Source organism: Aeromonas hydrophila subsp. hydrophila ATCC 7966, from assembly GCF_000014805.1.
Taxonomy (GTDB): Bacteria; Pseudomonadota; Gammaproteobacteria; order Enterobacterales; family Aeromonadaceae; genus Aeromonas; species Aeromonas hydrophila.
Window position 1 is genome coordinate 1711384 of record NC_008570.1, and the last position, 26101, is coordinate 1737484.

23 protein-coding genes and 1 riboswitch are annotated in these 26101 nt (G+C 60.1%); of the genes, 13 read left to right on the forward strand and 10 right to left on the reverse strand.

Going from position 1 to position 26101, the window contains the following annotated elements:
• Positions 1 to 5: 5 nt before the first annotated feature.
• Positions 6 to 230: a hypothetical protein gene (locus AHA_RS07875; protein ID WP_005299261.1), complete on the reverse strand. Its 225-nt coding sequence runs from the start codon at positions 228 to 230 to the stop codon at positions 6 to 8.
• A 111-nt stretch (positions 231 to 341) separates the two neighbouring features.
• Here AHA_RS07875 and AHA_RS07880 point away from each other — a divergent pair, with 111 nt between their 5' ends.
• Complete coding sequence (locus tag AHA_RS07880) at positions 342 to 1187, forward strand: endonuclease/exonuclease/phosphatase family protein (protein ID WP_011705460.1); 846 nt, start codon at positions 342 to 344, stop codon at positions 1185 to 1187.
• Positions 1188 to 1273: 86 nt separating this feature from the next.
• On the opposite strand, the gene AHA_RS07885 is transcribed toward AHA_RS07880, so the two are convergent.
• Positions 1274 to 2821, reverse strand: a complete 1548-nt coding sequence (locus AHA_RS07885; protein ID WP_011705461.1) for a LysM peptidoglycan-binding domain-containing protein — start codon at positions 2819 to 2821, stop codon at positions 1274 to 1276.
• 70 nt (positions 2822 to 2891) lie between these two features.
• Positions 2892 to 3656, reverse strand: a complete 765-nt coding sequence (gene gloB, locus AHA_RS07890; protein WP_011705462.1) for a hydroxyacylglutathione hydrolase — start codon at positions 3654 to 3656, stop codon at positions 2892 to 2894.
• 71 nt (positions 3657 to 3727) lie between these two features.
• Between gloB and AHA_RS07895 the strand changes: the two genes are divergently transcribed.
• Complete coding sequence (locus AHA_RS07895; RefSeq protein WP_016350242.1) at positions 3728 to 4450, forward strand: class I SAM-dependent methyltransferase; 723 nt, start codon at positions 3728 to 3730, stop codon at positions 4448 to 4450.
• Here the strand turns inward: AHA_RS07895 and rnhA are convergent.
• Positions 4438 to 4902: a ribonuclease HI gene (gene rnhA, locus AHA_RS07900; RefSeq protein WP_011705464.1), complete on the reverse strand. Its 465-nt coding sequence runs from the start codon at positions 4900 to 4902 to the stop codon at positions 4438 to 4440. The two genes, AHA_RS07895 and rnhA, sit on opposite strands and share 13 nt — an antisense overlap.
• Before the next feature lie 52 nt (positions 4903 to 4954).
• On the opposite strand from rnhA, the gene dnaQ reads away from it, so the two are divergent.
• Both dnaQ and AHA_RS07910 read left to right on the forward strand, forming a co-directional pair.
• Positions 4955 to 5689 (forward strand): DNA polymerase III subunit epsilon, encoded by a 735-nt coding sequence (dnaQ, locus tag AHA_RS07905; RefSeq protein WP_011705465.1) that lies wholly within the window; start codon positions 4955 to 4957, stop codon positions 5687 to 5689.
• Complete coding sequence (locus AHA_RS07910; protein ID WP_011705466.1) at positions 5686 to 6951, forward strand: TIGR03503 family protein; 1266 nt, start codon at positions 5686 to 5688, stop codon at positions 6949 to 6951. The genes dnaQ and AHA_RS07910 overlap by 4 nt, the downstream gene beginning before the upstream one ends.
• Before the next feature lie 81 nt (positions 6952 to 7032).
• Here AHA_RS07910 and AHA_RS07915 read toward each other — a convergent pair whose 3' ends face one another.
• Together AHA_RS07915 and fadE are read right to left on the reverse strand one after the other, a co-directional pair.
• A complete protein-coding gene (locus AHA_RS07915; RefSeq protein ID WP_011705467.1) occupies positions 7033 to 8550 on the reverse strand; it encodes an HD domain-containing phosphohydrolase in 1518 nt (505 codons plus the stop codon).
• Positions 8551 to 8716: 166 nt separating this feature from the next.
• A complete protein-coding gene (gene fadE, locus AHA_RS07920; RefSeq protein WP_011705468.1) occupies positions 8717 to 11173 on the reverse strand; it encodes an acyl-CoA dehydrogenase FadE in 2457 nt (818 codons plus the stop codon).
• 244 nt (positions 11174 to 11417) lie between these two features.
• On the opposite strand from fadE, the gene lpcA reads away from it, so the two are divergent.
• The 3 genes from lpcA to AHA_RS07935 all read left to right on the forward strand — a co-directional run bounded on the left by lpcA (position 11418) and on the right by AHA_RS07935 (position 13572).
• Positions 11418 to 11996 (forward strand): D-sedoheptulose 7-phosphate isomerase, encoded by a 579-nt coding sequence (gene lpcA, locus AHA_RS07925; protein ID WP_011705469.1) that lies wholly within the window; start codon positions 11418 to 11420, stop codon positions 11994 to 11996.
• Between the two features lie 139 nt (positions 11997 to 12135).
• Positions 12136 to 12915, forward strand: coding sequence for a class II glutamine amidotransferase (locus AHA_RS07930; protein WP_011705470.1), 780 nt, complete (start codon positions 12136 to 12138; stop codon positions 12913 to 12915).
• Positions 12916 to 13236: 321 nt separating this feature from the next.
• Positions 13237 to 13572 (forward strand): Hpt domain-containing protein, encoded by a 336-nt coding sequence (locus tag AHA_RS07935; protein WP_011705471.1) that lies wholly within the window; start codon positions 13237 to 13239, stop codon positions 13570 to 13572.
• A 51-nt stretch (positions 13573 to 13623) separates the two neighbouring features.
• On the opposite strand, the gene AHA_RS07940 is transcribed toward AHA_RS07935, so the two are convergent.
• On the reverse strand, positions 13624 to 14535 hold the full coding sequence (locus tag AHA_RS07940) for a gluconeogenesis factor YvcK family protein (RefSeq protein ID WP_011705472.1): 912 nt from the start codon (positions 14533 to 14535) through the stop codon (positions 13624 to 13626).
• Between the two features lie 113 nt (positions 14536 to 14648).
• On the opposite strand from AHA_RS07940, the gene AHA_RS07945 reads away from it, so the two are divergent.
• On the forward strand, positions 14649 to 15833 hold the full coding sequence (locus AHA_RS07945) for an FIST signal transduction protein (RefSeq protein WP_011705473.1): 1185 nt from the start codon (positions 14649 to 14651) through the stop codon (positions 15831 to 15833).
• An 18-nt stretch (positions 15834 to 15851) separates the two neighbouring features.
• Positions 15852 to 17948 carry an ATP-binding protein gene (locus AHA_RS07950; protein ID WP_164927595.1) on the forward strand — a complete coding sequence of 699 codons (2097 nt, stop codon included), beginning with the start codon at positions 15852 to 15854 and terminating at the stop codon, positions 17946 to 17948.
• Positions 17949 to 18175: 227 nt separating this feature from the next.
• Here AHA_RS07950 and AHA_RS07955 read toward each other — a convergent pair whose 3' ends face one another.
• The 3 genes from AHA_RS07955 to narQ form a co-directional block, all read right to left on the reverse strand.
• Positions 18176 to 18751 (reverse strand): LON peptidase substrate-binding domain-containing protein, encoded by a 576-nt coding sequence (locus AHA_RS07955; RefSeq protein ID WP_011705475.1) that lies wholly within the window; start codon positions 18749 to 18751, stop codon positions 18176 to 18178.
• Positions 18752 to 18855: 104 nt separating this feature from the next.
• On the reverse strand, positions 18856 to 19494 hold the full coding sequence (gene narL, locus AHA_RS07960; protein WP_011705476.1) for a two-component system response regulator NarL: 639 nt from the start codon (positions 19492 to 19494) through the stop codon (positions 18856 to 18858).
• Positions 19494 to 21206 carry a nitrate/nitrite two-component system sensor histidine kinase NarQ gene (gene narQ / locus AHA_RS07965; RefSeq protein WP_011705477.1) on the reverse strand — a complete coding sequence of 571 codons (1713 nt, stop codon included), beginning with the start codon at positions 21204 to 21206 and terminating at the stop codon, positions 19494 to 19496. Before narQ ends, narL begins: the two co-directional genes overlap by 1 nt.
• Positions 21207 to 21285: 79 nt before the next feature.
• Positions 21286 to 21425, forward strand: a riboswitch (molybdenum cofactor riboswitch).
• Between narQ and moaA the strand changes: the two genes are divergently transcribed.
• From moaA to napA, 4 genes are all read left to right on the forward strand, one after another.
• Positions 21413 to 22408, forward strand: a complete 996-nt coding sequence (gene moaA, locus AHA_RS07970; protein ID WP_077392342.1) for a GTP 3',8-cyclase MoaA — start codon at positions 21413 to 21415, stop codon at positions 22406 to 22408. (Overlaps the previous riboswitch by 13 nt.)
• Before the next feature lie 249 nt (positions 22409 to 22657).
• Positions 22658 to 23167 carry a ferredoxin-type protein NapF gene (napF, locus tag AHA_RS07975; protein ID WP_011705479.1) on the forward strand — a complete coding sequence of 170 codons (510 nt, stop codon included), beginning with the start codon at positions 22658 to 22660 and terminating at the stop codon, positions 23165 to 23167.
• Between the two features lie 29 nt (positions 23168 to 23196).
• A complete protein-coding gene (locus AHA_RS07980; protein ID WP_011705480.1) occupies positions 23197 to 23460 on the forward strand; it encodes a chaperone NapD in 264 nt (87 codons plus the stop codon).
• 148 nt (positions 23461 to 23608) lie between these two features.
• Complete coding sequence (gene napA / locus AHA_RS07985) at positions 23609 to 26098, forward strand: nitrate reductase catalytic subunit NapA (protein WP_011705481.1); 2490 nt, start codon at positions 23609 to 23611, stop codon at positions 26096 to 26098.
• The last annotated feature ends 3 nt before the right edge of the window (positions 26099 to 26101 follow it).

The following is a 26101-nucleotide window of genomic DNA, read 5'->3' on the forward strand; positions in this document are numbered from 1 at the left end:
CCGGCTCAGATAAGCCGGGCGTTGATGATGGATATTTCCTGCTCAAACCCGGTTTTTTGCCGTATCATGCGTTCCAGCATCTCTTCCGAGCCGACGCACTGCTGGGTGTCGAACAGGCAGAGATCGCACTGGGGATCCCGTCTGATCTGATAGACGGTGGAAAGCTCCACTTGATGACAATTTCCTTGTTGATCATAAAATGTCACGCGGTACTGGTGCTGTCTCGCCATCGTTGAATTCCTTCTGGATGAGCCGGGCCGGACACGAGCTATCAGCCTAGTCGGCAGCGATGACATTTGTGATGGTCAGGACACAATGCAGAGGCAGGTGGTTGTTAGCCAATGAAAAATAGTTATCGCATTCTGGGTACGTCGCTGTTGACGTTGGGACTGGTCGGCTGTTTCGAGGTGCCGGATCAGGATCACCTGGTCACGGCGCAGGGCATCATTCCCGGCGCCAACTGCCAGAAGCCGCCGCTGGTGGCACTGGCCTCCACCGCCTTGCCACGCGAGTTCGGCATTACCGTCTGGAATCTCTACAAGGGTCAGCGTAAAAACTGGCGCGAAGGGCTGGACGAGTATGCCAAATCCCAGGATCTGGTACTGCTGCAGGAGTCGGCGACCCGCCCCGATATGCTGGAATGGCTGAAGGCCGGTGATTTCCAGTGGCAGCAATTGCAAGCCTTTACCCAGGGCGGTGTCTCCTTCGGCGTGATGACGGTCGCCAAGACGCCCCAGGCGTTTGTGTGCGGCGTGCGCTCACCCGAGCCGCTGCTGCGCATCCCCAAATCCGGTCTGGTCAGCCTCTACCCCTTGCAGGGGGATCCTGACGGCGTGCTGGTGGTGAACCTGCATGCGGTGAATTTCGAGCTGGGGATGGCGACCTTTCGCGAGCAGCTCAACGATCTGACCGCCCTCATCCATCGCCATCAGGGCCCGGTGATTCTGGCCGGGGATTTCAACACCTGGAACGACAAGCGCGAATTCTGGCTGAACAAGCTGGTGGGCGAACTGGGGCTGCAGGAGGCGATCCCGGTGCCGGATCTGCGCCGGACCGCCTTCGGCCGGCCGCTCGATCACCTCTACTACCGCAACCTGGACCTGGTGGAAGTGAGCAGCCCGGCGACCGATGCCTCGGATCACAACCCCATCATGGCCCGTTTCGCGGCTCAGGCCATCACCCCCTGAATCCGTACTGGCCGCCACGGTGGCCTGTTCCAGATAAAAAAATACCCCGCTTTTGGCGGGGTATTTTTTTATGAAGTGATGAACGATCAGCTGTTGTTCTTCACGAACAGGGTCAGTTCCTGACCCGGCTTGAGGTAATCGCTCTTGCCCAGCTGATTCCAGCGCATCACGTCCATCACGGCAACCTGAAAACGGGCGGCGATGGAGGAGAGGGAATCGCCGCGGCGTACCTGATAGACCATGGACTTGTTGCTGCTCTTGCCCTGCTTGGGCCAGACCACCAGCTTCATGCCAGGCTTCAAGGCCGACTTGGCGTTGAGACCGTTCCACTTGGCCAGCTCGTCATGGGTTACCCCGTGTGCCTGGCTGATGCTCCACAGATTGTCACCGGCACGTACCTTGTACTGGATCTTGCCGGCACTGCGGCTGGCGAGCTGCTGTGGCTTGCTCTGAGCGCTCTGACTGACCACCGGCTTGCTGCCGCTGGTCGGGATCATCAGGGTCTGGCCACGGCGCAGGTGATTGCCACTCAGGTTGTTGGCCAGCTTGAGCTGCTGCACGCTCACCCCGTGATTCTGGGCGATGCGGGAGAGAGTGTCGCCGCTGGTGACCTGATAGGAGCGGGTGCGGATGCGCTCGCTCTGGGGCAGATCGGCCAGGGCCAGCTCCAGGGTATCGGCATACTCGACCGGTACCAGCAGGCGATAGGGCCCCTTGGGTGAGGTCGACCAGCGCGTCAGGGCCGGATTGACCTCTTTCAGCTGAGCCGGACGCAGGCCTGCCAGCTGGGCTGCCACGTTCAGATCGATCTGGCCGCCGGTGTTGACCACCCGCAGCTGAGGCTTGTTGGCCAGTACCGGCAAGGTGACATTGTACTTGTCCGCATTGCGGATCATGTCGGCCATGGCCAGGATTTTGGGCACATACATCCGGGTTTCGCGGGGCAGATCGAGTGACCAGTAGTCGGTTGGTCGGCCTGCCTTCTGATTGCGGGTGATGGCGTTGCGCACCCGTCCTTCACCGGCATTGTAAGCCGCCAGCGTCTGCAGCCAGTCGCCGTCGAAGAAACGGTTCAGGTACTCCAGATAATCCAGCGCGGCATTGGTGGAGGCCAGTACATCGCGGCGGCCGTCGTACCAGTTGTCGTGGCGCAGGCCGAAGTTCTTGCCGGTCGCAGGAACGAACTGCCACAGACCCACCGCATTGCTGCGGGAACGGGCGTGGGGATCGAACATGCTCTCGATCATGGGGATGGTAATAAGCTCCATTGGCAGCTCACGCCGTTCGATTTCCTCTACCATCAGATACAGGTAGGGCTCAGCCCGGCTGGCAATGGTCGCCAGATGCTTATCATTGCGCAACAACCAATCACGCTGCTGGCGGACACGGTCGTTCTCCTGCGGATCAAACTGCATATCATCGCTGATACGCACCCACAGGTTATCGGTGTCATCCAGTTCGTCGATCTGTTCATCACCGAACAGGAAGCGCGCCGAATGCTTTTTATACGCTTTTTTGTTGACTTGGGGGGACTTGATCGGCTCGATTGCCGTTAGCGCCCGGTCATCCTGATGGCTCAGGTTTTGGCAGCCGCTGAGAAACAGCGCCGCCAATAAGGCCGTTCGTACCTTCATCTCGCTCAGGTCATCTTTAGGAAAAACAGCTCGCATCATAAGGGGCAATGGCCCCCTGATCAAGGTTTGTTCAAAAAACGTCCTTCCAGGATCGCAGCACGGTGAAGGTATCCTCTGGATTTTCCAAGCATTTTAAGGCGTGTTTCTCAGCAGAAAATTTCACGGAATCCTGTTCGCATCGCAGAAAAACGTTGAACTCCCGCTCATCCCCCAGCCGTGATGGCAGACTCGGCAGACCCTGCTGGCGCAGCTTGCTGATCAGCCCGATCCGCTGCTGGATCGCATGGTTGTCTGGCTCGACCGCGTAGGCGAAACGCAGGTTGGAGAGGGTGTATTCATGGGCACAATAAATGAGGGTGTCGTCGGGCAGGGCGGCGAGCCGCTGCAGTGAGGCGTGCATCTGGGCCGGGGTACCTTCGAACAGGCGGCCGCAACCGGCACTGAAGAGGGTATCACCACAAAACAGCATGCCATGGCCGTAATAGGCGATGTGGCCATGGGTATGGCCGGGCACATGGATCACCTCGAGACTCAGCCCGTGCCAGTTGATCTGATCCCCGTCATCGAGCCACTGGCCGTGATGAGCGGGCATGGGGTCAAGTTTGGGGCCATAGAGTCTGGCATGGGGGAAATGGCCGAGCAGGGCGGTGACGCCTCCCACATGATCGTGATGGTGATGAGTCAGCAGGATCGCGTCGAGCTGCAGATCCAGTGCGGCCAGTCGCTCCAGCACGGGTTCGGCATCGCCCGGGTCGACGACCAGGCAGTGATTTTCGTGTCGGATCAACCAGATGTAGTTGTCGTTAAAGGCAGGAACTGTGATCACTGGATACATGAGTCTGCTTCTCTTTATGGAGGGTATCTTATATAACTGGATGGCGTTCGAACCCCAAGTTGAGCCCTATTATGCAGGTGGCACGTACCGAACAACAAATCGAGATCCCGACCAGCTGGTCGGCACTGCCCATGGGGGACTGGGTAGCGGCCGAGATCCAGGAGCGGCTCGACAGCTGGTGCCCACATCTGTTTGGTTATCATCTGCTTAAAGTCGGGGCACTGAGCGCCGAACTCTCCTGCGGCTGCTCTTCCATTCGCCACCAGATAGGGGTTGCCCCCAGCGGCAGACTGCTGGATCTCAAGGGCGATCCACTGGCCTTGCCGGTGCGTACCGGCAGCGTGGATGCTTGCCTGCTGGCCCACTGCCTCGACTTTTCGCCCGACCCCCACCAGGTACTGCGCGAGGCGGAGCGGGTGCTGACCGACGATGGCTGGCTCATCGTCAGCGGCTACAATCCGCTCAGCCTGGTCGGCATCGGCCACTGCCTGCCTTTCCTGCGTCAACATCTGCCCTGGTCGGCCCGCATGTTCACTCCGGCGCGGGTTACCGACTGGCTGCAGCTGCTCGGGTGTGAAGTGATGTTTGACGAGCGCTTTGGCTACTCGTTCATGGGCAAACAGAGCCGGATCGGCTGGTGGCGGGAGAGTGTGGGGCGGGATTATTGCAGGCCGTTTGCGTCCGTCTACGTGATAGCGGCGCGCAAGCGGCGCTTTCCGTTGACGCCGGTGCGCCGCCGCTGGCGCTTGCCCGAGTCGATAGCGACGCCGGGCATGGCGCGTCAGGGCTGGTAACCTGTGTCCTCGGCCAGCTGCTTGCCGCTGGCGGCCTCGCGGGCCAGCTCGTCACAGCGTTCGTTTTCCGGGTGACCGGAGTGCCCCTTGACCCAGAGCCATTCGATCTGATGGCGCGCCACTTCCGCATCCAATGCCTGCCAGAGATCGACGTTCTTGACCGGCTGACGGCTGGCTGTCACCCATCCTTTCTTCTTCCAGCCGATGATCCACTGGGTGATCCCCTGGCGCACATACTGGCTGTCGGTGGTGAGTCTGACCTGGCAGGGCTCGTTCAGGGTGCGCAGCCCCATGATGGCGGCCATCAGCTCCATCCGGTTGTTGGTGGTGAGGCGAAAACCGCCGGCGAGCTCCTTGCGGTGCTTGCCATAGACCATGACGGCACCATAGCCGCCAGGGCCCGGGTTGCCGAGACAGGAACCATCCGTATACAAATCGATCTTTTTTAGCATGAGTCTTGGGGTAAACTAGCGGGTAAAGCCGAAGTTTGACATAGATTGGATCATGAACACACCCCAACTGAATCGCCAGATCATTCTGGATACTGAAACCACAGGTATGAACACCGCCGGTGGCCCCGTCTATCTGGGACACCGCATCATCGAGATCGGCTGTGTGGAGGTGATCAACCGCAAGCTGACCGGTAACCACTTCCACGTCTACATCAAGCCGGATCGGCTGGTGGACCCCGAGGCCATCCAGGTGCACGGCATCACCGACGAGTTCCTGCGTGACAAGCCGTCGTTCAGCCAGATCGCCGACGAGTTCATCGAGTTCATCCGCGGTGCCGAGCTGATTGCCCACAACGCGCCGTTTGACGTGAGCTTCATGGACTATGAGTTCGGCAAGCTCGGCCTCAATTTCAAGACTGCCGACATCTGCGGCATCACGGATACTCTGGCGATGGCGCGGGACCTGTTCCCAGGCAAGCGCAACAACCTCGACGTGCTGTGTGATCGCTACGGCATCGACAACTCGCACCGTACCCTGCACGGGGCTTTGCTCGATGCGGAGATCCTGGCGGACGTCTACCTGCTGATGACGGGTGGCCAGACCAAGTTGAATCTGGCTACCGAGAGCAGTGAAAATGAGAGCAATCAGGACACCAGCATCCGCCGGTTGGAGAGCAATCGCCCACCGCTCAAGGTGATCCGTGCCAGTGCCGAGATTGAGGCGGTGCACGAAGCACGGCTGGATCTGGTGCAGAAAAAAGGAGGAGCCTGCCTGTGGCGGCAATGAGCAAGCTATGGAGCGGCCTGCTGTTATTGGCCTCGCTGACGGCCTCGGCCAACGAGGTGTTTGCCCCCTCCGACATTCCCCTGCTCGACAATCGCTTTCGTATTGATTACGGGGTGAAAGAGATCACCTTCATCGTGACGCGCAAGCCGGGCACCCCGTCGGTGATCCTGGTGCGTCCGGACGGCAGCAAGCTCTATGTGGGCAAGGTGACGCCCCCCGATGTGGGCTGGCTGGCGCTCAAGGATCAGGATCTCATCACCATCCGTGATCCCATGCCGGGCCCCTGGCAGGCCATCGGCGAGGTGGACCCGGACAATCGGGTGCGCCTGCTGTCGAACATCAGGCTGGAAACCGATCAACTGCCGACCCAGCTCTATCAGGGAGAAAGGGTCAAGCTCAAGTCCTGGCTGCTGATCGACGATGCACCGCCCAAGGCCGGTTATTACCTGACCGACCTTGGCATGACGGTGCGATTGCAGCGTTTCAACGATGCCAAGCAGGAGGGAGAGCCCATTGTTGACGAAGTGCTCGGCCACTATCGTGACGATGGCAAGGGGCTTGATGAGGTGCCGGGTGACGGCATCATGACTGCTGAGGCGGTGCTTGATGTGGCTGCTGGCAAATACCGGGCCATGTACAGCACGGGCAATCAGGTGTTCTCCCGCGCTCGCTATCAGGACGTGCTGATCTACCCGTTGCCGGTCAGCTATACCTTGGCGCCTCCCTCGCAGGAGTTTGGTGCCAAGCTCTCCTTCCTGATCGATGCTGATGAACTGGATCCGGCCTCCGTGGTCATTGAGGGCAAGGCGACCAACACGGTGGGAGCCAGCATGGCGTTCAATGCGGTGGCGACCGAACCCCGTGTGGAAGTAGATCTCTCCGCCATCAAGGAGGTTGGCCAGTATGAGGTGACTGCCACCCTGTTTGGCACGACCCGGCTGGGCCGCGAGATCCAGGTCACGCTGCCGGTGAAATCGTTCAATATCTTCCCTGTGCTGGCGGCTGAGCCATCGGCGGCCTCTGCGGCTTCTGAGACCTCGGCTGCGGTGCCCAACCAGGTGAAATTCGAGGAAAAACAGAGCAGCGGCTGGCTGATCTGGCTGCTGGGTGGGGTCGGCATCCTGCTGGTTTTGCTGGGCGGCGTTGGTTTCATCTTGCTGCAAAAGCGGCGGGCACTGAAAAAAGCGATGGCGGCGCAGAAGGCCGAGAGCGAAAGCGCCAAGCCGGAAGCCAAACTGGATCTGAACCTGCCCGAACAATAACCGGGCAACCGCACGAAAAAGCCGCCCATCGAGGCGGCTTTGTTATTTATGGGGGAGCGGGTTAGCTGCAACCCTTCAGTATTAATGTTCCCCGACGTAGATATCCTTGTGTTGATCGCGGATCTCGAGGAACTTGTCGAGGTTGGCCAGCATCAATTCTACCAACTGGGGATCGAAGTGCTGACCTTTCTCCTCCTGGATCAGCGCCAGTACCTTGTCCAGCGGCCAGGCCTTCTTGTAGCAGCGATCCGAGCCGAGCGCATCAAACACGTCAGCCAGCGCCACCACCCGTCCTTCCAACGGAATGGCATCACCCTTGAGGCCACGGGGATAGCCGCTGCCATTCCACTTTTCATGGTGGTTGCCGGCGATGGTCGCGCCAATCTGGAACAGCGCGAGATCGCTGCCGGAGAGCATGTCTTGCCCCAGTTGGGCGTGGGTCTTCATGATCTCCCACTCCTCGGGGGTCAATTTGCCCGGTTTGTGAAGGATGGCATCCGGAATGCCCACCTTGCCGATGTCGTGCAGCGGGGAGGCGCGTTTGATGAGCTCGCTCTGCTCCTCGCTCATGCCAAGCAGCTGGCAGAACAGCTCGGTGTAGAGAGCGACCCGTTTCACGTGCAGGCCGGACTCCTTGGAGCGGGTCTCCACCAGCTCGCCGATCCGATAGATGATCTCGCGCTGATTGTCGGCGATGACCTCGTTGAGCCGGATGTTCTCCAGCGCCACTATGATGTTTTCGGTAAACAGGCTGAGCAGCCCCATGTCCATCTGGCTGAGCTGACGAGTGGTCTCGATATGAAACAGCAGGTGATGACGGGGGTTCTGGCAGTAGAGCACCATCTGGTTGCCGTCATAGACGTTGGCACGATTGGCCATGGCCTGGCGCAGGATGGAGGGGGCATCTGCCAGTCGCAGTGACGGGTGGCCCGGCAGCAGGGGCTCCAGAATTTGATCCCGCACTTCGTAGGCGAACTGCTTCACGTCGTAGATTTGCGACTCTTCCAGACTGAGCAGGGCCCCAAGTTGTTCCTGAGCCCCTTCGACAAACTGGCGCAGCGCCCGTTTCTCGAAGATCCCCTTGGAGGCCTCGATGACTTTTTCCAGCCCCTGGCGATTGCTCTCCAGCGTACGGATGTCGCGGTATGAACGCAGACTGGCACGCAGCAGGGTGCGCAGCTTCTGGGAGGTGAGCTCGGTCTTGTCCTTGTAGTCGTTGATGTCGTAGTTGGTGACCACGTCATCTTCCGGGGCCTGACCGGGTTGGCCGGTACGCAGCACGATGCGCACCATCTTGTTTTGCAGATCCTCGCGCACGAATTTGACCACATCGAGGCCGGCGTGATCGACCTCCATGACCACGTCCAGCAGCAGCAGTGCTACGTCCGGGGTCTTGGCGAGCAACTCCCTGGCCTGGGCGGCTGAATAAGCATGCAAAAATTCAATGGGTCTATTATCGAATTCAAACTTGCTCAGGGTGATCTTGGTGATGCGATGAACCTCGGGTTCATCGTCCACAATCATCACCTTCCATCCAGCCTGCTGGTCATCAAGAAGGGGCAGATCGTCATCGTCAATAATCAGGATTTGGTCATCCATCATGCAATCCTGTTTGGGATCCTGTGCTTACATTAACTGCTTCACTAAGGATAGGAAACTTATTGAGAAATAAAATTTGATCTGTGAAATCTCTTTGTTGTCATCCTGCTCCAGCCCCATAAAAAAACGCCTCCACATGGGAGGCGTTTGACTATCTATGTGTCTGTCAGGCGGCTCTGTGATAGACCGATGGCTCGAACAGCGCCTTGTTGGCCACCAGGTCGATGGGATCAAAATCATCGACGTTGATGGTGCGCAGGCGGCTCTCTTCGGCGCGGCGCAGCAGGTCCGCTTCGGTCTGGTTGAGTACTCCCTGTGCCAGGCCGATCTCTGCCACCTTGTCCAGTTGCATAAACGGACGCTTGATACCGTCAGCCTTGCATACTTTCTCAAACAGCGGCTCGGCAGAGAGCACGTCGTCCAGTGCCTGCTCCAGCAGGCCGAAGGGGTTGCCCTCTTCGCGGGTGAGATACTGCCCTTGGGCCAGACGGCTGCGGGTTTCGCTCGGGGTCTGCAACAGGCGGGCAACCTGGCTGTCCAGCTTGTCGCTCGGGCGTTTCAGGTCGCGACCCAGCGGCAGCACGATGACGCGCAGGGCAAGACCAATCCAGCGATTCGGGAAGTTGCGCAGCAACTCGTCGATGGCTTCCTGGGCCTTGAACAGGGCGTCTTGCAGCGCCCAGTGCAGCAGCGGCAGGTCGGCGTGTTGACGACCCTCATCCTGATAGCGTTTGAGGGCACTGGAGGCCAGATAGAGCTGGCTCAGTACGTCGCCGAGACGGGCGGAGACCCGCTCCTTGCGCTTGAGCTCGCCACCCAGAGTGCCCATCGCCATGTCTGACAGGAAGGCCAGGTTGGCAGAGAGGCGGGAGAGCTGCTGGTAGTAGCCCTTGGTCTGATCCTTGAACGGCGCGGCGGCGAAGCGGGCACCGGTTAACCCTAACCAGAAGCTGCGCACTAGATTGCTGATGGTAAAGCCGACGTGGCTGAACATCGCCTTGTCGAAGTCCTTGAGGGCCTGTTCTTGATCCGGATGGCTGGCGGCCAGCATCTCCGGCAGCACGTACGGGTGGCAGCGGATGGCGCCCTGACCGTAGATGATCATGCTGCGGGTCAGGATGTTGGCCCCTTCGACCGTGACGGCGATGGGGGCACCTTGATAGCCGCGGGCCAGATAGTTGTTGGGGCCCATGCAGATGGCCTTGCCGCCGTGGATGTCCATGGCATCGATGATGCACTTCTGGGCGCGGTCGGTGAGGTGGTATTTGACGATGGCGGAGATGACCGAGGGCTTCTCGCCGAGGTCGATGCCGGTCACGGTCAGGTTGGCGGCGGCCCCCATGATGTAGGCGTTGCCACCGAGACGGGCCAGCGGCTCTTCAATCCCTTCCATCTTGCCGATGGGCAGCTTGAACTGGCGACGGATCCGGCTGTAGGCGCCGGTCGCCAAGGCCAGCATCTTGACACCGCCGGTGCTGTTGGAGGGCAGGGTGATACCGCGTCCGACCGAGAGGCATTCCACCAGCATGCGCCAGCCCTGACCGGCCATGGCCGGGCCGCCAATGATGAAGTCGAGCGGGACGAACACGTCCTTGCCGCGGGTCGGGCCGTTCTGGAACGGCACGTTGAGCGGGAAATGGCGGCGGCCGATGTCGACCCCCTTGATGTGGGTCGGAATGAGGGCGCAGGTGATGCCAAGCTCTTCTTCGTCACCCAGCAGGTGATCCGGGTCGCGCAGTTTGAAGGCCAGACCCAGAACGGTGGCAATCGGGGCGAGAGTGATGTAGCGCTTGTTCCAGGTGAGGCGCATGCCGAGCACCTCTTCTCCTTCCCATTCCCCCTTGGCGATGATGCCGAAGTCGGGGATGGAGCCGGCGTCTGAACCCGCTTCCGGACTGGTCAGGGCGAAGCAGGGGATCTCCTTGCCGACCGCCAGACGGGGCAGGTAGTAATCCTTCTGCTCGTCGGTGCCATAGTGTTGCAGCAGCTCACCCGGGCCCAGCGAGTTGGGCACGCCGACGGTGGAGGCCAGCACTGCGCTGGCGCCGCACAGCTTTTGCAGCACGCAGGATTGGGCATAGGCGGAGAATTCCAGCCCGCCGTATTTCTTCTTGATGATCATGGCGAAGAACTTGTGGTCCTTCAGGTATTGCCACACTTCGGGAGAGAGGTCGGCTCGCTCGTGGGTCACTTCCCAGTCGTTGACCATGCGGCACACTTCTTCAACCGGGCCGTCCATAAACGCCTGCTCTTCGGCAGACAGCGTGCTGACCGGAATGGCGTGCAGCTTCTTCCAGTTCGGGTTGCCGGCAAACAGGTCTGCTTCCCACCAGGTGGTGCCCGCTTCAATGGCCTCTTTCTCGGTGCGGGACATCTCCGGCATGATGGATTTGTAGAGTTTGAACAGCGGCTTGGTCAGCTGGTTGCGACGAAAATCCACCAGGTTGAGGGGGATGGCGAGCACGGCAAACAGCGCCCAGACCAACAGGGGAACATGGCCATAGAGGGTGCCGACAATCAGGGCTGCCGCGGTGGCAAGCGTGGAGGTGAACAGAGACGCCCGGCGATAAGCCATGGCGCCGATCACCAGGATCACTCCGAGCAGAGTGAGGGTCGTCGTCATTTTTCGCTCCTTGCATGAGTTGCCGAAGTTGGGTGAATATGGTTGAACTGATCCAGAGGTCTGACCTGTTGGATATGGTCCCTGTTGTAATTCATACGCACAAACTTATCAAGCTGTTTACAAGCTTGTTACCTTGGCTCTGTGATCGGCATAACGCCCTGCAGAGGGGCTCTTGACGGGCAGGGGGCGACTCCGGGATTGGCTTGTGCGACAATGACGTGGCCCATATTTTGGAAGAGACATCATGTACCAAGAACTGATCCGCAATGAATTGACCGAAGCTGCCAGCGTGCTCCAGGCGTTCCTGGCAGATGAGCAAAATCTCAAGGACATCGAAGCGGCCGCCAAGCTGCTCGCTGACTCCTTCAAGCAGGAAGGCAAGGTACTCTCCTGTGGCAACGGTGGCTCCCACTGCGACGCCATGCATTTTGCCGAAGAGTTGACCGGCCGTTATCGCGAGAACCGCCCCGGTTATGCCGGTATCGCCATCTCCGATCCCAGCCACCTCTCCTGTGTGTCCAACGACTTTGGCTATGACTACGTCTTCTCTCGCTATGTAGAGGCAGTCGGCCGTCGCGGTGACGTGCTGCTCGGCATCTCCACCAGCGGCAACTCCGGCAATATCCTGAAAGCCATCGAAGCCGCCCATGCCAAAGGCATGAAGGTGATTGCGCTGACCGGCAAGGACGGCGGCAAGATGGCCGGCCTGGCCGATGTCGAGATCCGGGTGCCGCACTTTGGTTACGCCGACCGCATTCAGGAAGTGCATATCAAGGTGATCCACATCCTGATCCAGCTGGTCGAAAAAGAGATGGCCAAGTAAGGCAGCGGTCTCGAGCCGGGATAGTCGTGCCTTGTCTGGCCGTGTCCCGGCGGGATCTTGCGCAAGCGGCCGGTGTCAGCGCAGGCTGAGCCGGCCGATTGGCAATGAGATGGTCAAGTCAGCAAGGAGCCTGCAGCCTATGTGCGAACTGCTCGGCATGAGTGCCAATGTGCCGACCGATATCTGCTTCAGCTTCACCGGCCTGATGCTGCGCGGCGGCAAGACCGGACCTCACAAAGATGGCTGGGGCATCACTTTTTACGAAGGGAAAGGCTTTCGTACCTTCAAGGATCCCGAGCCCAGTGCCCAGTCGCCGATTGCCAGGCTGGTGCAGGCGCTGCCCATCAAGAGCCGCGCCGTGGTCAGCCATATTCGGCAGGCCAACCGCGGCTGCGTCTCGCTGGAGAATACCCACCCTTTTACCCGCGAGCTGTGGGGTCGTTACTGGACCTTTGCCCACAATGGCCAGTTGACGGGTTACAAAGGGTTGGCCACCGGTCGCCATCGACCGGTGGGCGACACCGACAGCGAACACGCCTTCTGCTGGCTGCTCGATCGGCTGGAACAGAAATATCCCCGACGCCCTGCCAACTTCCCCGCCATGTTTCGCTACCTGGCGACCCTGTGCAACGAGCTGCGCGGCCTGGGGGTATTCAACATGTTGCTGTCGGATGGGGAGTTCGTGATGACCTACTGCAGCAACAACCTCTACTGGCTGACCCGGCGAGCTCCGTTCGGAGAGGCCCGTCTGCTGGATGAAGATGTCGCCATCGACTTTCAGAGCGAGACGACACCGGACGATGTGGTGACCCTGATTGCGACCCGGCCGCTGACCGGTAATGAAGACTGGGTAAAAATGGCGCCGGGCGAGTTCAGTCTGTTTCGACTGGGTGAACGGGTGGGTGCCAATCAGCTGTGATCCTCGGCTGCTCCAGAGATAAAAAAATACCAGGGTAGAATCCTACCCTGGTTCTTCGCAGCAGCCATACAGGCAAAAGGGATGAGAGAGGTGTTGCTGAGTCGCATCATTCTCACGGCTGCCATTGTTATTTAGTTGTTAATTTAATGGCAACATTTATGTTGCAACTCGGCCATCTATTGTCTGGTTAGGCGATCCTGATCACGCTTTTCTGATTCATGCCCCGTTTGAGTTCGATTTTCTGACGGCGATGAAACGTGACTGAGTCGTGCCGGGCATCTATAGTATGGTCTGTTTGAATACCATCAGGAGGATGACGGAATGGAGTGGCTGGATCAGAAGGTGTTGCGACAGCTGGCGGAAGACATCGGCCAGGAGATGATGCCGGTGGTGATCTCGGTCTTCATCGAAGAGGTGGGGGAACAGCTTGCCCAACTGCGCCCGCTCTATGAACAGCAGGACTGGCCCGCATTGGCCCGGCTTGCCCACAGCATGAAGTCCTCCTGCGGCAGCTATGGCGCCCAGCTCAGTTACCAGCAGGTGGTGGCGCTGGAACAAGCCTGCAAACATGAAGACGGCGAGCAAGTCGCCCGTCTGCTGACCGAGCTGGAGCAATCCCTGCCCCAGGTGCTCTCCCACCTCGCCAACTATCACTGAGCCCCTGCAGCCGGCGCATTGGCGCCGGACTTGCCATCCTCTGCCCGCCCGCTAGCGTTGATTGACCAGTTGTTGGATAACCCTGTCCAGTGCCAGCTTCAATTTCAGGCGATCGTGCCGATGGGGAAGGGCGGCCTCACCCAGCTCGGCCAGGATCAATCGGCCAGCCAGCTCTGCCGGATATTCCCCCGCCGGGGCCAGAATGGCATCGACCCGGCCCGCGCCGACCCGTGATTCCAGCCAGCGCCACTGATTGTGCAGGCTGAGCTGGCTGGCCGGGCCATTTTCGGCGACCAGATTGCAGATGAACACCAACATGGCATCGCTCTCGTTGATGGCCTGGGCCACCTCAGCCAGCAGCAGGGGCGGCATGATGGAAGTAAGAAAGCTGCCGGGGCCGAGGATGATCATGTCGGCCTGTGCCAATGCCTGCACCGCCTCGCGGGTGGCCGGTACCTTCGGACTCAGGCTGAGGGAGAGCGGCGGGGTGTCGAGCTGATCGATGGAGACTTCCCCCAGTATCTGATTGCCACAGGCCGTGTGGGCGCACAGGTCGGTGGGAAATTCAGACATGGGTAGCAATTGTGACTCTATTTTCAGCATGTCGCTGATGAGCTTGATAGCATCAAGAGGGCGTACGCAGAGGTTGTCGAGCGCCAGCAGCATCAGATTGCCGAGGTTGTGGCCCGCCAGTTCACCGCGACCGGCGAACCGATATTCGAACAGCAGGCTGCCGATACTGGGATCGGTCACCAGTTGATTAAGGCAATTGCGCAGATCCCCCCAGGCGATACACTCCTGGCTCTTGCGCAGTCGTCCGGTAGAGCCACCATCATCGGTGGTGGTGACGATGCCGGTCAGGCGCGATCCCAGAAACGAGAGCGAAGAAAGCACGCGGCCCATGCCGTGGCCGCCACCGATGGCGACAACCCGGTCAAAATCATTGATGTTCTTCTGCCACATGGCGTTTTCCTGTGGTTGGGCTCAATTGAATGTGATTCTAATCGATAAGACGGGATAATTGTTTGATTAAGGTATGATTTTTGCTTACCCCCAGCATCATGAACAACTAGGAGATGGTGTTGAACTTCCTGACGGCTCACTCTCTTGAAGAGACCTCCCTGCTGGCTGCCCGGCAGGTCAGTGAGCGGCTGCTCGCTCAATCACCTCATTCCCCTTCGCTGTTACTGGTCTATTTTACTCAGGCTCACGATGCCGAGGAACTGCGCCATCACTTCAAACAGCAGTTCCCGTCGTCTCGAATGATCGGTTGCAGCTCCTGTGGCGGTGTCATGACCCAGACCGGCCATCATGCCCGCCAGGGGATCGGTCTGGCAGTGGCGGCGATCTACGATGACAAGGGGGCTTACGGCGTGGCGGGCAAGGCGGGGGATGCAGTGGATGTGCGCCAGCTGCTGCGCAGTGCCATCGCCGATGGGGGGCGCCCCGGCGAGCTGCCACAACTCATCTTGCTGCATGCGAGCCCGGGCCAGGAGGAGGCGATGCTGGAGAGCATCGAAGCCGAGCTGGGCACGACGGTCCCGGTCGTCGGGGGCTCCGCCGCCGACAACAGCGTCAACGGTGACTGGCAGCTGTGCTGGGATGAGGGCAGTACCCGCGAAGGCGTCGCGCTGGCCGTGCTCTATCCCGATTGCCAGCTGGCGTTCCAGTTTCACTCCGGCTATGTCCCCACCGAATATCGCGGCACCATCACGGCCCTGTCGGGACGGGAGATCCTCACCATCGATCATGAGCCCGCAGCCGAGGTCTATGCTCGCTGGAGCGGACGGACAACCCCCTGGCCGGTGGGCCCCATCCTGCGGGAGACCACCCTGTCGCCGCTGGCGAGACAGGTGGGCACCCTGGATGACATGCCCTATTACAAGCTCTCCCACCCGGAGGCCGTGACAGAAGGTGGCGGATTGCGCCTCTTTACCGATACTCAGGTCGGGGAGCGGTTGCTGCTGATGTACAGCAGTCAGGAGGGCTTACTGCAACGCAGTCTGAATGCAACCCGCATCGAACCCGAGTACGGCATGGCCACCGAGATGCAGCCGTTTGGCGCCCTTGTGATTTTTTGTGCTGGTTGTCGCTTGGCTCTTGGTGATAGCTTATGCCAATTTGTCGATCAATTTCATACCCGGCTGGGGGATATCCCCTTCATCACCCCGTTCACCTTCGGCGAGCAGGGCCGCCTGCCCCATGGTGAGCTGGCGCACGGCAACCTGATGGTCTCGAGCGTGATCTTCCTCGACAGCTGACATTGCGCTGGAAACAAGATGATAGGTAACACGGAACTGGAAGCCCTCGGCGACAAGCTGCAGACCACCTTGGTGGAGCTGGTGCGTTGCCGGGAACGCGAGGCCAAATACCGGCAGGAGTCGCAAACCCTGTTGTGCGGGGTGGCGACGCTGGCCGATGCCCAGACGCTGGAACAGGTGCTGGACAGCCTCATTCAGGTGCTCAAGCCCTTCATCGGCTTCGAACATGCGGATGTGGTGGCCTGGGAAGGAGAAGGTGGCATCACCCACCTCAGCACCCAGGATGGCGAAGTGGGGCGCAGCTGGCAGCTGACCCCGCTGTTCTCTCGCGCTATCGAGGGAGAGACCCTGGTCATCTATGATCCGACCCAGTTGCCGGAACTGGCGCCGCTGGCCGATGTTGAGGGCTGGGCCAGCGTCATGATGACGGGCTTGCGCGCCCCCGGTTTTTCCGGCGTACTCATCTGCCGTCACGCCGTGATGGGGACCTTCGATCTCAAGAGCAAGGCGGCCATGCAGCGCTGTCGTCCGCTCATCTCCCAGGCGCTGGTCAACATTGCCTATCGAGCCCGCCTGCAGGAACAGGTCGAGCTGAAAACACTGGCCCTGCAAGCGGGTGAACAGCGTTTTCGCAGCTTTGCCGGCATGGCGTCCGACTGGTTCTGGGAGACGGATACCGAGCACCGGCTGAGCTATGTATCGGCCCCCGGCCAGCAGGGGGACATGCTGGTGCATCAACCCGGCCAGAGCCTCTACGATTACGCCTATGACAGGCGCGACCCCGAATGGGGCAAGTATCGCCGGCTCATCGGTCTGCACCTGCCGGTGCGGGCGGTGCGAGCCCAGGTCAGCTTGGCCAAGGGGCCGCGCTGGATGGAGATCAACGCCGAACCCTGTTTCGATGCTGCCGGCGCCTTCATTGGTTATCGCGGCACGGCGCGGGATGTGGGCAACCAGATCCGCCGTGAGCAGGAGCTGGCCAGGGCGCGGGACGAAGCGGAAGCGGCCAACCGCGCCAAGTCGCAGTTCCTGGCCATGATGACCCACGAGATCCGCTCTCCCATGAACGCGGTGCTGGGGATGCTGGATCTGCTGCAACACGCCCAGCTCGAACCCCAGCAACAGACGCTGCTGGGCCACGCCACCCATGCCGCGCGTCTGCTGCAGACCATCATCGACGATGTGCTCGATTTCTCGAAGATTGAATCCCATACCCTGGAGTTTCACTGTGAGACGCTGCAGCCGGCCCAGCTCTGCCAGTCCCTGATCGAGCCGCTGCTGGCGCAGGCGGGCAGCAAGGGTATCGACCTGCGTTGGCGGGTAGACGACGCCGTACCAGCCCAGTTGCAGGGGGATCCGGTGCGCCTCTCCCAGGTGATCAGCAACCTGCTCGGCAACGCGGTGAAATTCACCAGTCAGGGCAGCGTGTTGCTGCAACTGAGCTGGCATGAGCAGCAGTTGAGGGTCTCGGTGACCGACAGCGGGATCGGTATCTCGGCCGAGGATCAGGCGCTGCTGTTCGAACCCTTCTCTCAGGTCGACAGTTCGGCCACCCGCCGTTTCTCGGGCACCGGGCTAGGGCTGGCCATCAGCAAGCGGCTGGTGGAGTTGATGGGCGGCAGCATTCAGCTGCGCAGTGCCCCCGGTGAGGGGAGCTGCTTCTGGTTCGATTTGCCGGGCATGGCGCTGCCATGCGAATGCAGCAGCCGGCCCGAGCCGGATCAGCAGCCCATTCAGGATCTGGATGTGCTGGTGGTGGAAGACAGCCCGGTCAATCAGCTGGTGGTATCGCTCATGCTGCAAAAGCTGGTGAGCCGGGTCAGAGTCGCGGCCAACGGACTGGAGGCGCTGGCCCAGGTGGCAGAACAACTGCCGGATCTCATCCTGATGGACATGCGGATGCCGCAGATGGATGGACTGGAGGCGACCCGGCGTCTGCGAGAACTGGGTTGTAGCGTGCCCATCGTGGCGCTGACGGCCAACGCCATGGCGGAAGATAGGGCTCGTTGCCTGGCCCAGGGAATGGATGACTTTCTGGCCAAACCGATAAGTCTGATGCGGCTGCGGGAGTGTCTGCAACGCTATTTTCAACCCGCAGCGCCGGATCGCAGCTAAAAAAAATGGTCAACCTGGGTGGTTGACCAATTCTTCAGCAAATACTGAAGAGAGCACGGGATAAATCGGGTTGTACGATTCTATATGAAAAAGTCGTGCCAACTTTTCAGAACCAGTTTATGCGGCTTGCAGCGCGGTTATTGATTTCTATTGGGCGCTTTATTTGCAAAATGCGAAAACCTTGTTTTCATTATCGGAATATTCGCATTTTGCAATACACTTCTGACTCACTGTGCGATCAGTCGACGCAAGAATTGACGGGCCGCTTCGCTATTTTGTTTGGCAATCAACATCTGCTTTTCATAGATCGGCATCGGCAGGATTTCGAGCCAGCGTTGGCAGAGCCAGGCCGCATCGTCAAACTGCTTGTCCGGATAAAGTTCATCCAGTTCCGGATACTGTTCAAATACTTCCCGCAGTCGGGTCACCAGCGGCTTGTCGCTGAAGTCTGAATGGGTGCTCGGCCAGTTGGGCAGCGCTTCGACTCTGGCCCGGCGCAGACCCAGCTCGTCCGTTTCCATCTCGTGGATGCAGAAACGTTCCATGCCGAGTACGGTGACGCCGAGCAGGCCGTCATTCAGGGTGTAAAAGTCGGTGACTTTGACCCGGGTGCCGACTGGCAGGATCCGCCCGGACTTGCCAGTCGTTGTCGCCTCTTCCATCACGATGCCGAAGCCCTGGTCATCGATGAATGACTCTTTGAGCATCTGCAGGTGGCGCGGTTCAAACAAACGCAGAGGAAGCTTGCCACCAGGCAGTATGTGGGAAGGCAAGGGGAACAGTGCCAAGGGTTGAAGTTTCATGTTCCATCCTCCATTGAGTAGTTGCTGAATAGGACAATGCAGCGACTGTGCCAGAGAATGAAAAAAGCCACCGGAAGGTGGCTTTTTGCTGGATGGGAGGGCGTTTAGTTGCGCTGCTCCAGGTACATGACAGCAGCTTCCACGCGGCTTTGCGCCTCGAGCTTCTTGAGCAGGCTCTTGACGTGTACCTTGACCGTGCCTTCGGAAATATGGAGTACGGAGGCGACCTGTTTGTTGGAGAGGCCCTTTGCAATTTCGCGCAGGATTTGCATTTCGCGACGCGTTAAGCTCTCCAGCTTCTGCTGCAGGTGATCCAGCTCGTAGATGTTCTCGAGGTAGGGACGCAGCGGCTCGCTCAGGATCTGTTTGCCGGTCATCACGTCCGCCAGCTGGGCCAGCAGCATCTCTGGCTCGGTATCCTTGAGCAGGTAGCCGTCGGCACCGGCCTTGAGCAGCGCCACCACGTCCTGACGGGCGTCGGACACGGTCAGGATCACCACCCGAGAGGTCACTTCCTCGGTGCGCAGCGCCTTGAGGGTGTCCAGACCGGAGAGGCCTTTCATGTTGAGGTCGAGCAGGATCAGATCCGGTTCGGACTCCTTGGCCATGGCGACGGCATCGGTACCGTTGGAAGCTTCACCGACGACTTCGATGTTCTCCTCCAGGGCCAGCAGCTGCACAATCCCTTTGCGCATGAGGGGATGGTCATCCACGACCAGAACACTATATTTCATCTCGTCCATCAGGCATCTCTTGTTAGGCTGGTGGGAAAGGTCAGATGTACGCAGGTGCCTCTGGGCGGCCTTTCGCTGATGGTCAGCAGACCATGCAGCTTGCTGGCACGCTCGTTCATGATGCTCAGGCCATAGTGGTTGACCGCCGAGCTTGCGATCCCTATTCCGACACCATCATCTGAAATCTGAACCTGGATGTTACCATCGGCGAGGGTCTCACAGCTAACATCAATCACTTGCGCACTGGCATGTTTGATGGCATTGAGCACTGCCTCACGGATCAGCTGCAAGATGTGGATATGCTGACCGGCTTCGAGATCGGTATCGGCCAGACCGTAATGGAGCCTGATGTCGGCCTGGGTCTGCGGCTTGAGCTGCTCCAGCATCACCTTGATGGCTTCACCGAGATTGGCGTCGCCAATGCTGAGACGGAAGGTGCCGAGCAGTTCGCGCAACTGGGTATAGGCGCTGCCAAGCCCCTCATCGATCTGCTGCATGGCGGCTTCGGCTTTGACCGTATCCCCCTTGGCGAAGAAGCGCTTGAGCAGGGTGGACTGGATTTTGAGATAGGAGAGGGCCTGGGCCAGCGAGTCGTGCAGCTCGCGGGCGATGACGGCTCGCTCTTCCATCAGCAGCAGGCGCTGGTGTTGCAGCAGGGTCTGATCCTTGTGCAGCACCTGGGCCAGCAGCATGGAGAAGTTTTTCATCAGCCGCTCGTCGATGGGGTGGCTGCTGATGACGTCGAGCCGGCCATACTCCTGCTCGTCCATCTGCAGATAGAAGCTGACCACGGCATCCAGATCGCCGGGCCAGCCCTTGCGGCCGGTGATGTAGTCCGGCATGGCATTGTGCTCGAAGCGGGTCAGCCGGATATAGTCGATATGCTGGTGGGCCGCCGCCCGCTCCAGCAGCTTGAGCAGGGTACGCCGGCTCAGCGGTGCCGCGTGCAGCTTCTGGGCGGTGCTGTAGAGGAAGGAGAGAGTGTCGTTGGCCTGCTGCAGCTTGGCGGTCTTCTCTTCGACCTTGCTCTCCAGCTCCCGGTAGAGCTTGCCGAGTTCGTCGGCCATGGTGACGAAAGCCCCCGACAGCTCCCCCAGCTCGTTTTCGCAGTAGGGAGGCAGGGTCAGGTTGAACTCCTGGCGCTGGATCTGGCGAGCGCAATAGACCAGCTGGTTGAGCGGAGCCACCACCTGCTGGCGGGTAAAGCGCACCGTGAACCAGGCGATGGTGATGATGGAGAGCAGCCCGAGCCCTTCGGCCAGCGCCAGCATGCGCACCTTGAACTCCACGTGGTACTGCATCTGGTTGACGAAGTCGTCGATGGCCGCGACGAACTGCTCGGTGTTGTCGGTGTAGCGCCGCGGGGTGGCGTTCTCGATGTGCTCGCGCATCACCTGCCACTGCTGCAGCACCTCGCCATAGGTGCGGCGCAGGGAGGCAGGAGTGATCCAGCGCTGGGTCTCCTGCAGCTCGGCGGCGTGCAGGGTCTGCTCGAACTGATCGAGCCGGCTCAGCACCTGCTGGCCCTGTTCAATCTCGTAGGCCATCCGGTAGGCCTGCATCCGCAGGGAGCCGGAGAGGTTGATCGCCTTGGCGTCAGGCACCGAATAGAACAGGGTCACCATGGCCACCACGGCGATCAGGCTTGCCATGAACAGGATGAGCACCATGGAGCGCCCGATGGCGCTGCTGACCGAATGTACCTTGAACCACTTTCCCATGCCGGCTCTCTTCCTTCACTTCAGACAATAACCCCACAAAGTAGCATGGGAGTGTACTCCAACTTGTGCTAGCATCGAAAAACTAGATGAACTCCGAGCGGTTTTGCCTAAGTCCTCATGATAGGGGGAAACCGCCGTCAGCCGATGTTCGAGCTGTAAGGGTCAGGAAAGAAATGCCCTGGCCTCCCGTATTTGGAAAGGTGTTTATGTCGCCACTGCAAGATGGTTTTTCCCGTCGTTTCTACTATTTGCGCCTGTCGATCACCGACGTGTGCAATTTTCGCTGTACCTATTGCCTGCCCGATGGTTACCGTCCACCGGCCGGTGGCAAGGTGGGGCGTCAGCCCTTCCTCTCTCTGGAAGAGATACGCCGTGTTGTCTCCGGATTTGCCGCCATGGGCACCCGCAAGGTGCGCCTGACCGGGGGGGAGCCCTCCCTGCGCCGGGACTTCACCGCCATCATAGAGACGGTGGCCAATACCCCCGGCATCGAGAAGGTGGCCATGACCACCAATGGTTATCGTTTGAAAGAGCGAGCCAGGGAGTGGTTCGATGCGGGCCTGACCGCCCTCAACGTCAGCGTCGACAGCCTGGATCCGCGCCAGTTTCACCAAATCACCGGTGAGAACAAGCTGGCGGAGGTGATGGATGGCATCGAAGCTGCGCTGGCCGCCGGCTTCAAGTCGGTCAAGATCAATGCCGTGCTGCTCAAGGGACTCAACGATCATCAGCTGGATGCGTTTCTGGCCTGGATCCGGCACAAGCCCATCGAGCTGCGTTTCATCGAGCTGATGCAGACCGGCGAGATGGATACCCTGTTTCGCGATCATCACGCCAGCGGGGCGCTCATCAAGCAGCGTCTGCTCGATGCCGGTTGGCTGCAGCAGCTGCGCGGTGCCGACGATGGCCCCGCCCAGGTGTTCATGCACCCGGAGTCGATGGGCGGGGTAGGGCTCATCATGCCCTACAGCAAGGATTTCTGTGCCGGTTGCAACCGGCTGCGGGTCTCTTCCCTCGGCAAGCTGCACCTTTGTCTGTTCGGCGATCACGGGGTGGAGCTGCGGGATCTGCTGACGGCCGACGGCCAGCAGGATGAATTGCAGCAGCGGATCCGCAGCGCTCTTGTCGGCAAGGCGGCGACCCATCGACTGCACGAAGGCAATGCCGGCATGACCCCGCATCTGGCCTCCATCGGCGGCTGATCCACGGCAGCCGATAAAAATAGCCATCGATTAATAAGCAATCCTCAAATGGGGGTATTTTGCCTTGCCCCCATTGTTCTTTATTGCGCCAAGGGTTTGATCCAGCGCAAGAATCCCCCCTGATTATCTCCCTGGTGGTATATCCCTGAACTTGTCAGGGCCGCAATATACACCCACTCTTATAATAGGTATTGAAAATACCTGTCATGGGACTCACTCGTGCGCCATTACCAGCAGCAAGGAGCCGTTATGCCGGATGGGGTCAACCTGTCGCGTCGCAGTCTGTTTCGGGGTCGTCTGACATCGAATGAGCCTCGGGTGCAACTGCCCTGGTCCGTCGCTTGGTCCGATTTTGCCGCCGATTGCACCCGCTGCGGTGACTGCCTCACGGCTTGCCCGGAACAGATCCTGGTCAAGGGCGACGGTGGTTTTCCGAGCGTGGATTTTCTGCGTGGCGAGTGCACTTTTTGCGGGGAATGTGTCGCCGCTTGCAAAGTGCCGATATTTCGCCCGACCACGGAGGCACCCTGGCAATACATCGCCCATATTGAAGCCAACTGTCTGGCCCATGGCCAGGTATTCTGCCAGCGCTGCCAGGACAGCTGCGAGCCCCGGGCGATCCGTTTCTCCCCCGTGCTGGGCCGGGTGCCGACCCCCAGCATCGATGCTGCAGCCTGCACCGGTTGCGGTGCCTGCGTGATGGATTGTCCGGTGGGCAGCATCCGGGTGGGGGCACCCGCTGGCGAGGAGTCCAGATGAAGCAGGATCTGTGTGAAGCAGGAGTCACAATGAAACAAGAGTTCCATGTATCGAGCCTGGTGGTGCTGACCCAGCCCTCCTTGCGTCACCAGCTCGCAGACGAGATCGCGACCCTCGAGGGAGCCGAGATCCATGCCGTCAGTGATGAGGGCAAGCTGGTGGTGACCCTGGAAGGTCCGAGCCAGCGTCCCATCATGGCGGCCATCGACGCCATCAATGCGATGCCGGGCGTATTGTCCGCCGCCCTGATTTACCACCAGTTTGATGAGCTCGAGGCCCAGAGCAAGGAGTAGCGCCATGAGGCCGAGCCTGCGTGACTCATCGTAATGGCCGCCATGGATGCAAAGATAAAGCGATGCCGGGGTACGAGTTCGCCGCCCTGAGCCAAAACCAGTTCGATACACTCGACAACTTACGCGATAAGCAATGTGAGGATATGCCATGAAGCTGAGTCGACGCGACTTTATGAAGGCCAACGCGGTGGCGGCAGCCGCTGCCGTTGCTGGTGTCAGTGCCCCCACGCTGGCGGCCAATCTGATCACCAGTACCGACAAAACCGCCATCACCTGGGACAAGGCACCGTGCCGTTTCTGCGGTACCGGCTGTTCCGTGCTGGTGGGTTCCCAGGATGGGCGCGTCGTGGCGACCCAAGGCGATCCCGATGCACCGGTCAACCGCGGCCTTAACTGCATCAAGGGTTACTTCCTGTCCAAGATCATGTATGGCCAGGATCGCTTGACCCAGCCCATGCTGCGCATGACGGACGGCAAGTTCGACAAGAACGGCAACTTCGCCCCCATCAGCTGGGATCAGGCCTTCGACATCATGGCCGAGAAGTTCAAGACCACCCTCAAAGAAAAGGGCCCGACCGCCGTCGGCATGTTCGGCTCCGGCCAGTGGACCGTGTGGGAAGGCTATGCCGCTGCCAAGCTGATGAAGGCAGGCCTGCGCACCAACAACCTGGATCCCAATGCCCGTCACTGCATGGCTTCCGCGGTAGTGGGCTTCATGCGTACCTTCGGCATGGATGAACCCATGGGCTGCTACGACGACATCGAGCAGGCCGACGCCTTCGTGCTGTGGGGCTCCAACATGGCCGAGATGCACCCTATTCTCTGGTCACGCATCTCCGATCGCCGTCTGTCCCATCAGGATGTGCAGGTGCACGTGCTCTCCACCTTCGAGCACCGCAGCTTCGAGCTGGCGGACAACGGCATGGTGTTCACCCCGCAGACCGACTTGGCGATCCTCAACTACATCGCCAACTACATCATCCAGAACGACAAGGTGAACTGGGAGTTCGTCAACAAGCACACCCAGTTCCGCAAAGGGGTGACCGACATCGGTTACGGCTTGCGTCCCACCAACCCGCTGCAGCAGAAGGCCAAGAACCCGGACAGCGGCGACTCCACCCCGATGAGCTTCGACGACTTCGCCAAGTTCGTGGCGGATTACGATCTGGAGTCCGTTTCCAAGCTCTCCGGCGTGCCGAAGGACAAGCTCGAGAAGCTGGCCCAGCTCTATGCCGATCCGAGCAAGAAGGTGGTCTCCTACTGGACCATGGGCTTCAACCAGCATACCCGCGGTGTCTGGGCCAACAACCTCTGCTACAACATCCACCTGCTGACCGGCAAGATCTCTACCCCGGGCTCGGGTCCGTTCTCCCTGACCGGTCAGCCCTCCGCCTGCGGTACTGCCCGTGAAGTGGGTACCTTCGCCCATCGTCTGCCGGCTGACATGGTGGTGACCGAACCCAAGCACCGCGCCATCGCCGAGAAGATCTGGAAGTTGCCGGAAGGCACCATCCCGGAGCAGGTGGGCTACCACGCCGTGCTGCAAAACCGCATGCTCAAGGACGGCAAGCTCAACGCCTACTGGGTGATGTGCAACAACAACATGCAAGCCGGCCCGAACATGAACGAAGAGGGGCTGCCCGGTTATCGCAACCCGGCCAACTTCATCGTGGTGTCCGACCCTTATCCGACCGTGACCGCCCAGGCGGCCGACCTCATCCTGCCCACCGCCATGTGGGTGGAGAAAGAGGGGGCCTACGGCAACGCCGAGCGCCGTACCCAGTTCTGGCACCAGCAGGTCAAGCCGCCGGAAGGGGCCAAGTCCGACCTGTGGCAGCTGATGGAGTTCTCCAAGCGCTTCAAGGTGGAAGAGGTGTGGCCGGCGGAACTCATCGCCAAGATGCCGGAAGTGAAGGGCAAGACCCTGTTCGACGTACTCTATGCCAACGGCCAGGTCAACCAGTTCCCGAAAGAGCAGAGCAAGGGGGCGCTGAACGACGAGGCCGAGCACTTTGGTTTCTATGTCCAGAAGGGGCTGTTCGAAGAGTACGCCACCTTCGGTCGCGGCCATGGCCACGATCTGGCGCCGTTCGATCAGTATCACGAAGCCCGCGGCCTGCGCTGGCCGGTGGTGGACGGCAAGGAGACCCTGTGGCGCTATCGCGAAGGGTTCGACCCTTATGTGAAAGCGGGCGAAGGGGTACGCTTCTACGGCAAGCCGGACGGCAAGGCGGTGATCTTCGCGCTGCCCTATGAGCCGGCCGCCGAGGCACCGGACAAAGAGTACGACATGTGGCTCTCCACCGGTCGCGTGCTGGAGCACTGGCACACCGGCACCATGACCCGCCGGGTCCCCGAGCTCTATCGCGCCTTCCCGGATGCGGTGCTGTTCATGCACCCGGAAGATGCCAAGGCCCGTGGCGTGCGCCGTGGTGAAGAGGTGATCGTCTCCTCCCGCCGCGGCGAGGTGAAGACCCGGGTCGAGACCCGCGGTCGCAACCGTCCGCCCAAGGGATTGGTGTTCATGCCCTTCTTCGACGCGAGCCAGCTGGTCAACAAGCTGACCCTGGACGCCACCGATCCGCTCTCCAAAGAGACGGATTACAAGAAGTGCGCCGTCAAGGTCGTCAAGGCATAAGGC

Excerpts from the sequence above, each read along its gene's own strand:
- AHA_RS07875 (WP_005299261.1), bottom strand. The coding sequence starts at position 230 with ATGGCGAGACAGCACCAGTACCGCGTGACATTTTATGATCAACAAGGA.
- AHA_RS07880 (WP_011705460.1), top strand. The coding sequence starts at position 342 with ATGAAAAATAGTTATCGCATTCTGGGTACGTCGCTGTTGACGTTGGGA.
- AHA_RS07885 (WP_011705461.1), bottom strand. The coding sequence starts at position 2,821 with ATGAAGGTACGAACGGCCTTATTGGCGGCGCTGTTTCTCAGCGGCTGC.
- gloB (WP_011705462.1), bottom strand. The coding sequence starts at position 3,656 with ATGTATCCAGTGATCACAGTTCCTGCCTTTAACGACAACTACATCTGG.
- AHA_RS07895 (WP_016350242.1), top strand. The coding sequence starts at position 3,728 with ATGCAGGTGGCACGTACCGAACAACAAATCGAGATCCCGACCAGCTGG.
- rnhA (WP_011705464.1), bottom strand. The coding sequence starts at position 4,902 with ATGCTAAAAAAGATCGATTTGTATACGGATGGTTCCTGTCTCGGCAAC.
- dnaQ (WP_011705465.1), top strand. The coding sequence starts at position 4,955 with ATGAACACACCCCAACTGAATCGCCAGATCATTCTGGATACTGAAACC.
- AHA_RS07910 (WP_011705466.1), top strand. The coding sequence starts at position 5,686 with ATGAGCAAGCTATGGAGCGGCCTGCTGTTATTGGCCTCGCTGACGGCC.
- AHA_RS07915 (WP_011705467.1), bottom strand. The coding sequence starts at position 8,550 with ATGGATGACCAAATCCTGATTATTGACGATGACGATCTGCCCCTTCTT.
- fadE (WP_011705468.1), bottom strand. The coding sequence starts at position 11,173 with ATGACGACGACCCTCACTCTGCTCGGAGTGATCCTGGTGATCGGCGCC.
- lpcA (WP_011705469.1), top strand. The coding sequence starts at position 11,418 with ATGTACCAAGAACTGATCCGCAATGAATTGACCGAAGCTGCCAGCGTG.
- AHA_RS07930 (WP_011705470.1), top strand. The coding sequence starts at position 12,136 with ATGTGCGAACTGCTCGGCATGAGTGCCAATGTGCCGACCGATATCTGC.
- AHA_RS07935 (WP_011705471.1), top strand. The coding sequence starts at position 13,237 with ATGGAGTGGCTGGATCAGAAGGTGTTGCGACAGCTGGCGGAAGACATC.
- AHA_RS07940 (WP_011705472.1), bottom strand. The coding sequence starts at position 14,535 with ATGTGGCAGAAGAACATCAATGATTTTGACCGGGTTGTCGCCATCGGT.
- AHA_RS07945 (WP_011705473.1), top strand. The coding sequence starts at position 14,649 with ATGGTGTTGAACTTCCTGACGGCTCACTCTCTTGAAGAGACCTCCCTG.
- AHA_RS07950 (WP_164927595.1), top strand. The coding sequence starts at position 15,852 with ATGATAGGTAACACGGAACTGGAAGCCCTCGGCGACAAGCTGCAGACC.
- AHA_RS07955 (WP_011705475.1), bottom strand. The coding sequence starts at position 18,751 with ATGAAACTTCAACCCTTGGCACTGTTCCCCTTGCCTTCCCACATACTG.
- narL (WP_011705476.1), bottom strand. The coding sequence starts at position 19,494 with ATGGACGAGATGAAATATAGTGTTCTGGTCGTGGATGACCATCCCCTC.
- narQ (WP_011705477.1), bottom strand. The coding sequence starts at position 21,206 with ATGGGAAAGTGGTTCAAGGTACATTCGGTCAGCAGCGCCATCGGGCGC.
- moaA (WP_077392342.1), top strand. The coding sequence starts at position 21,413 with ATGTCGCCACTGCAAGATGGTTTTTCCCGTCGTTTCTACTATTTGCGC.
- napF (WP_011705479.1), top strand. The coding sequence starts at position 22,658 with ATGCCGGATGGGGTCAACCTGTCGCGTCGCAGTCTGTTTCGGGGTCGT.
- AHA_RS07980 (WP_011705480.1), top strand. The coding sequence starts at position 23,197 with ATGAAACAAGAGTTCCATGTATCGAGCCTGGTGGTGCTGACCCAGCCC.
- napA (WP_011705481.1), top strand. The coding sequence starts at position 23,609 with ATGAAGCTGAGTCGACGCGACTTTATGAAGGCCAACGCGGTGGCGGCA.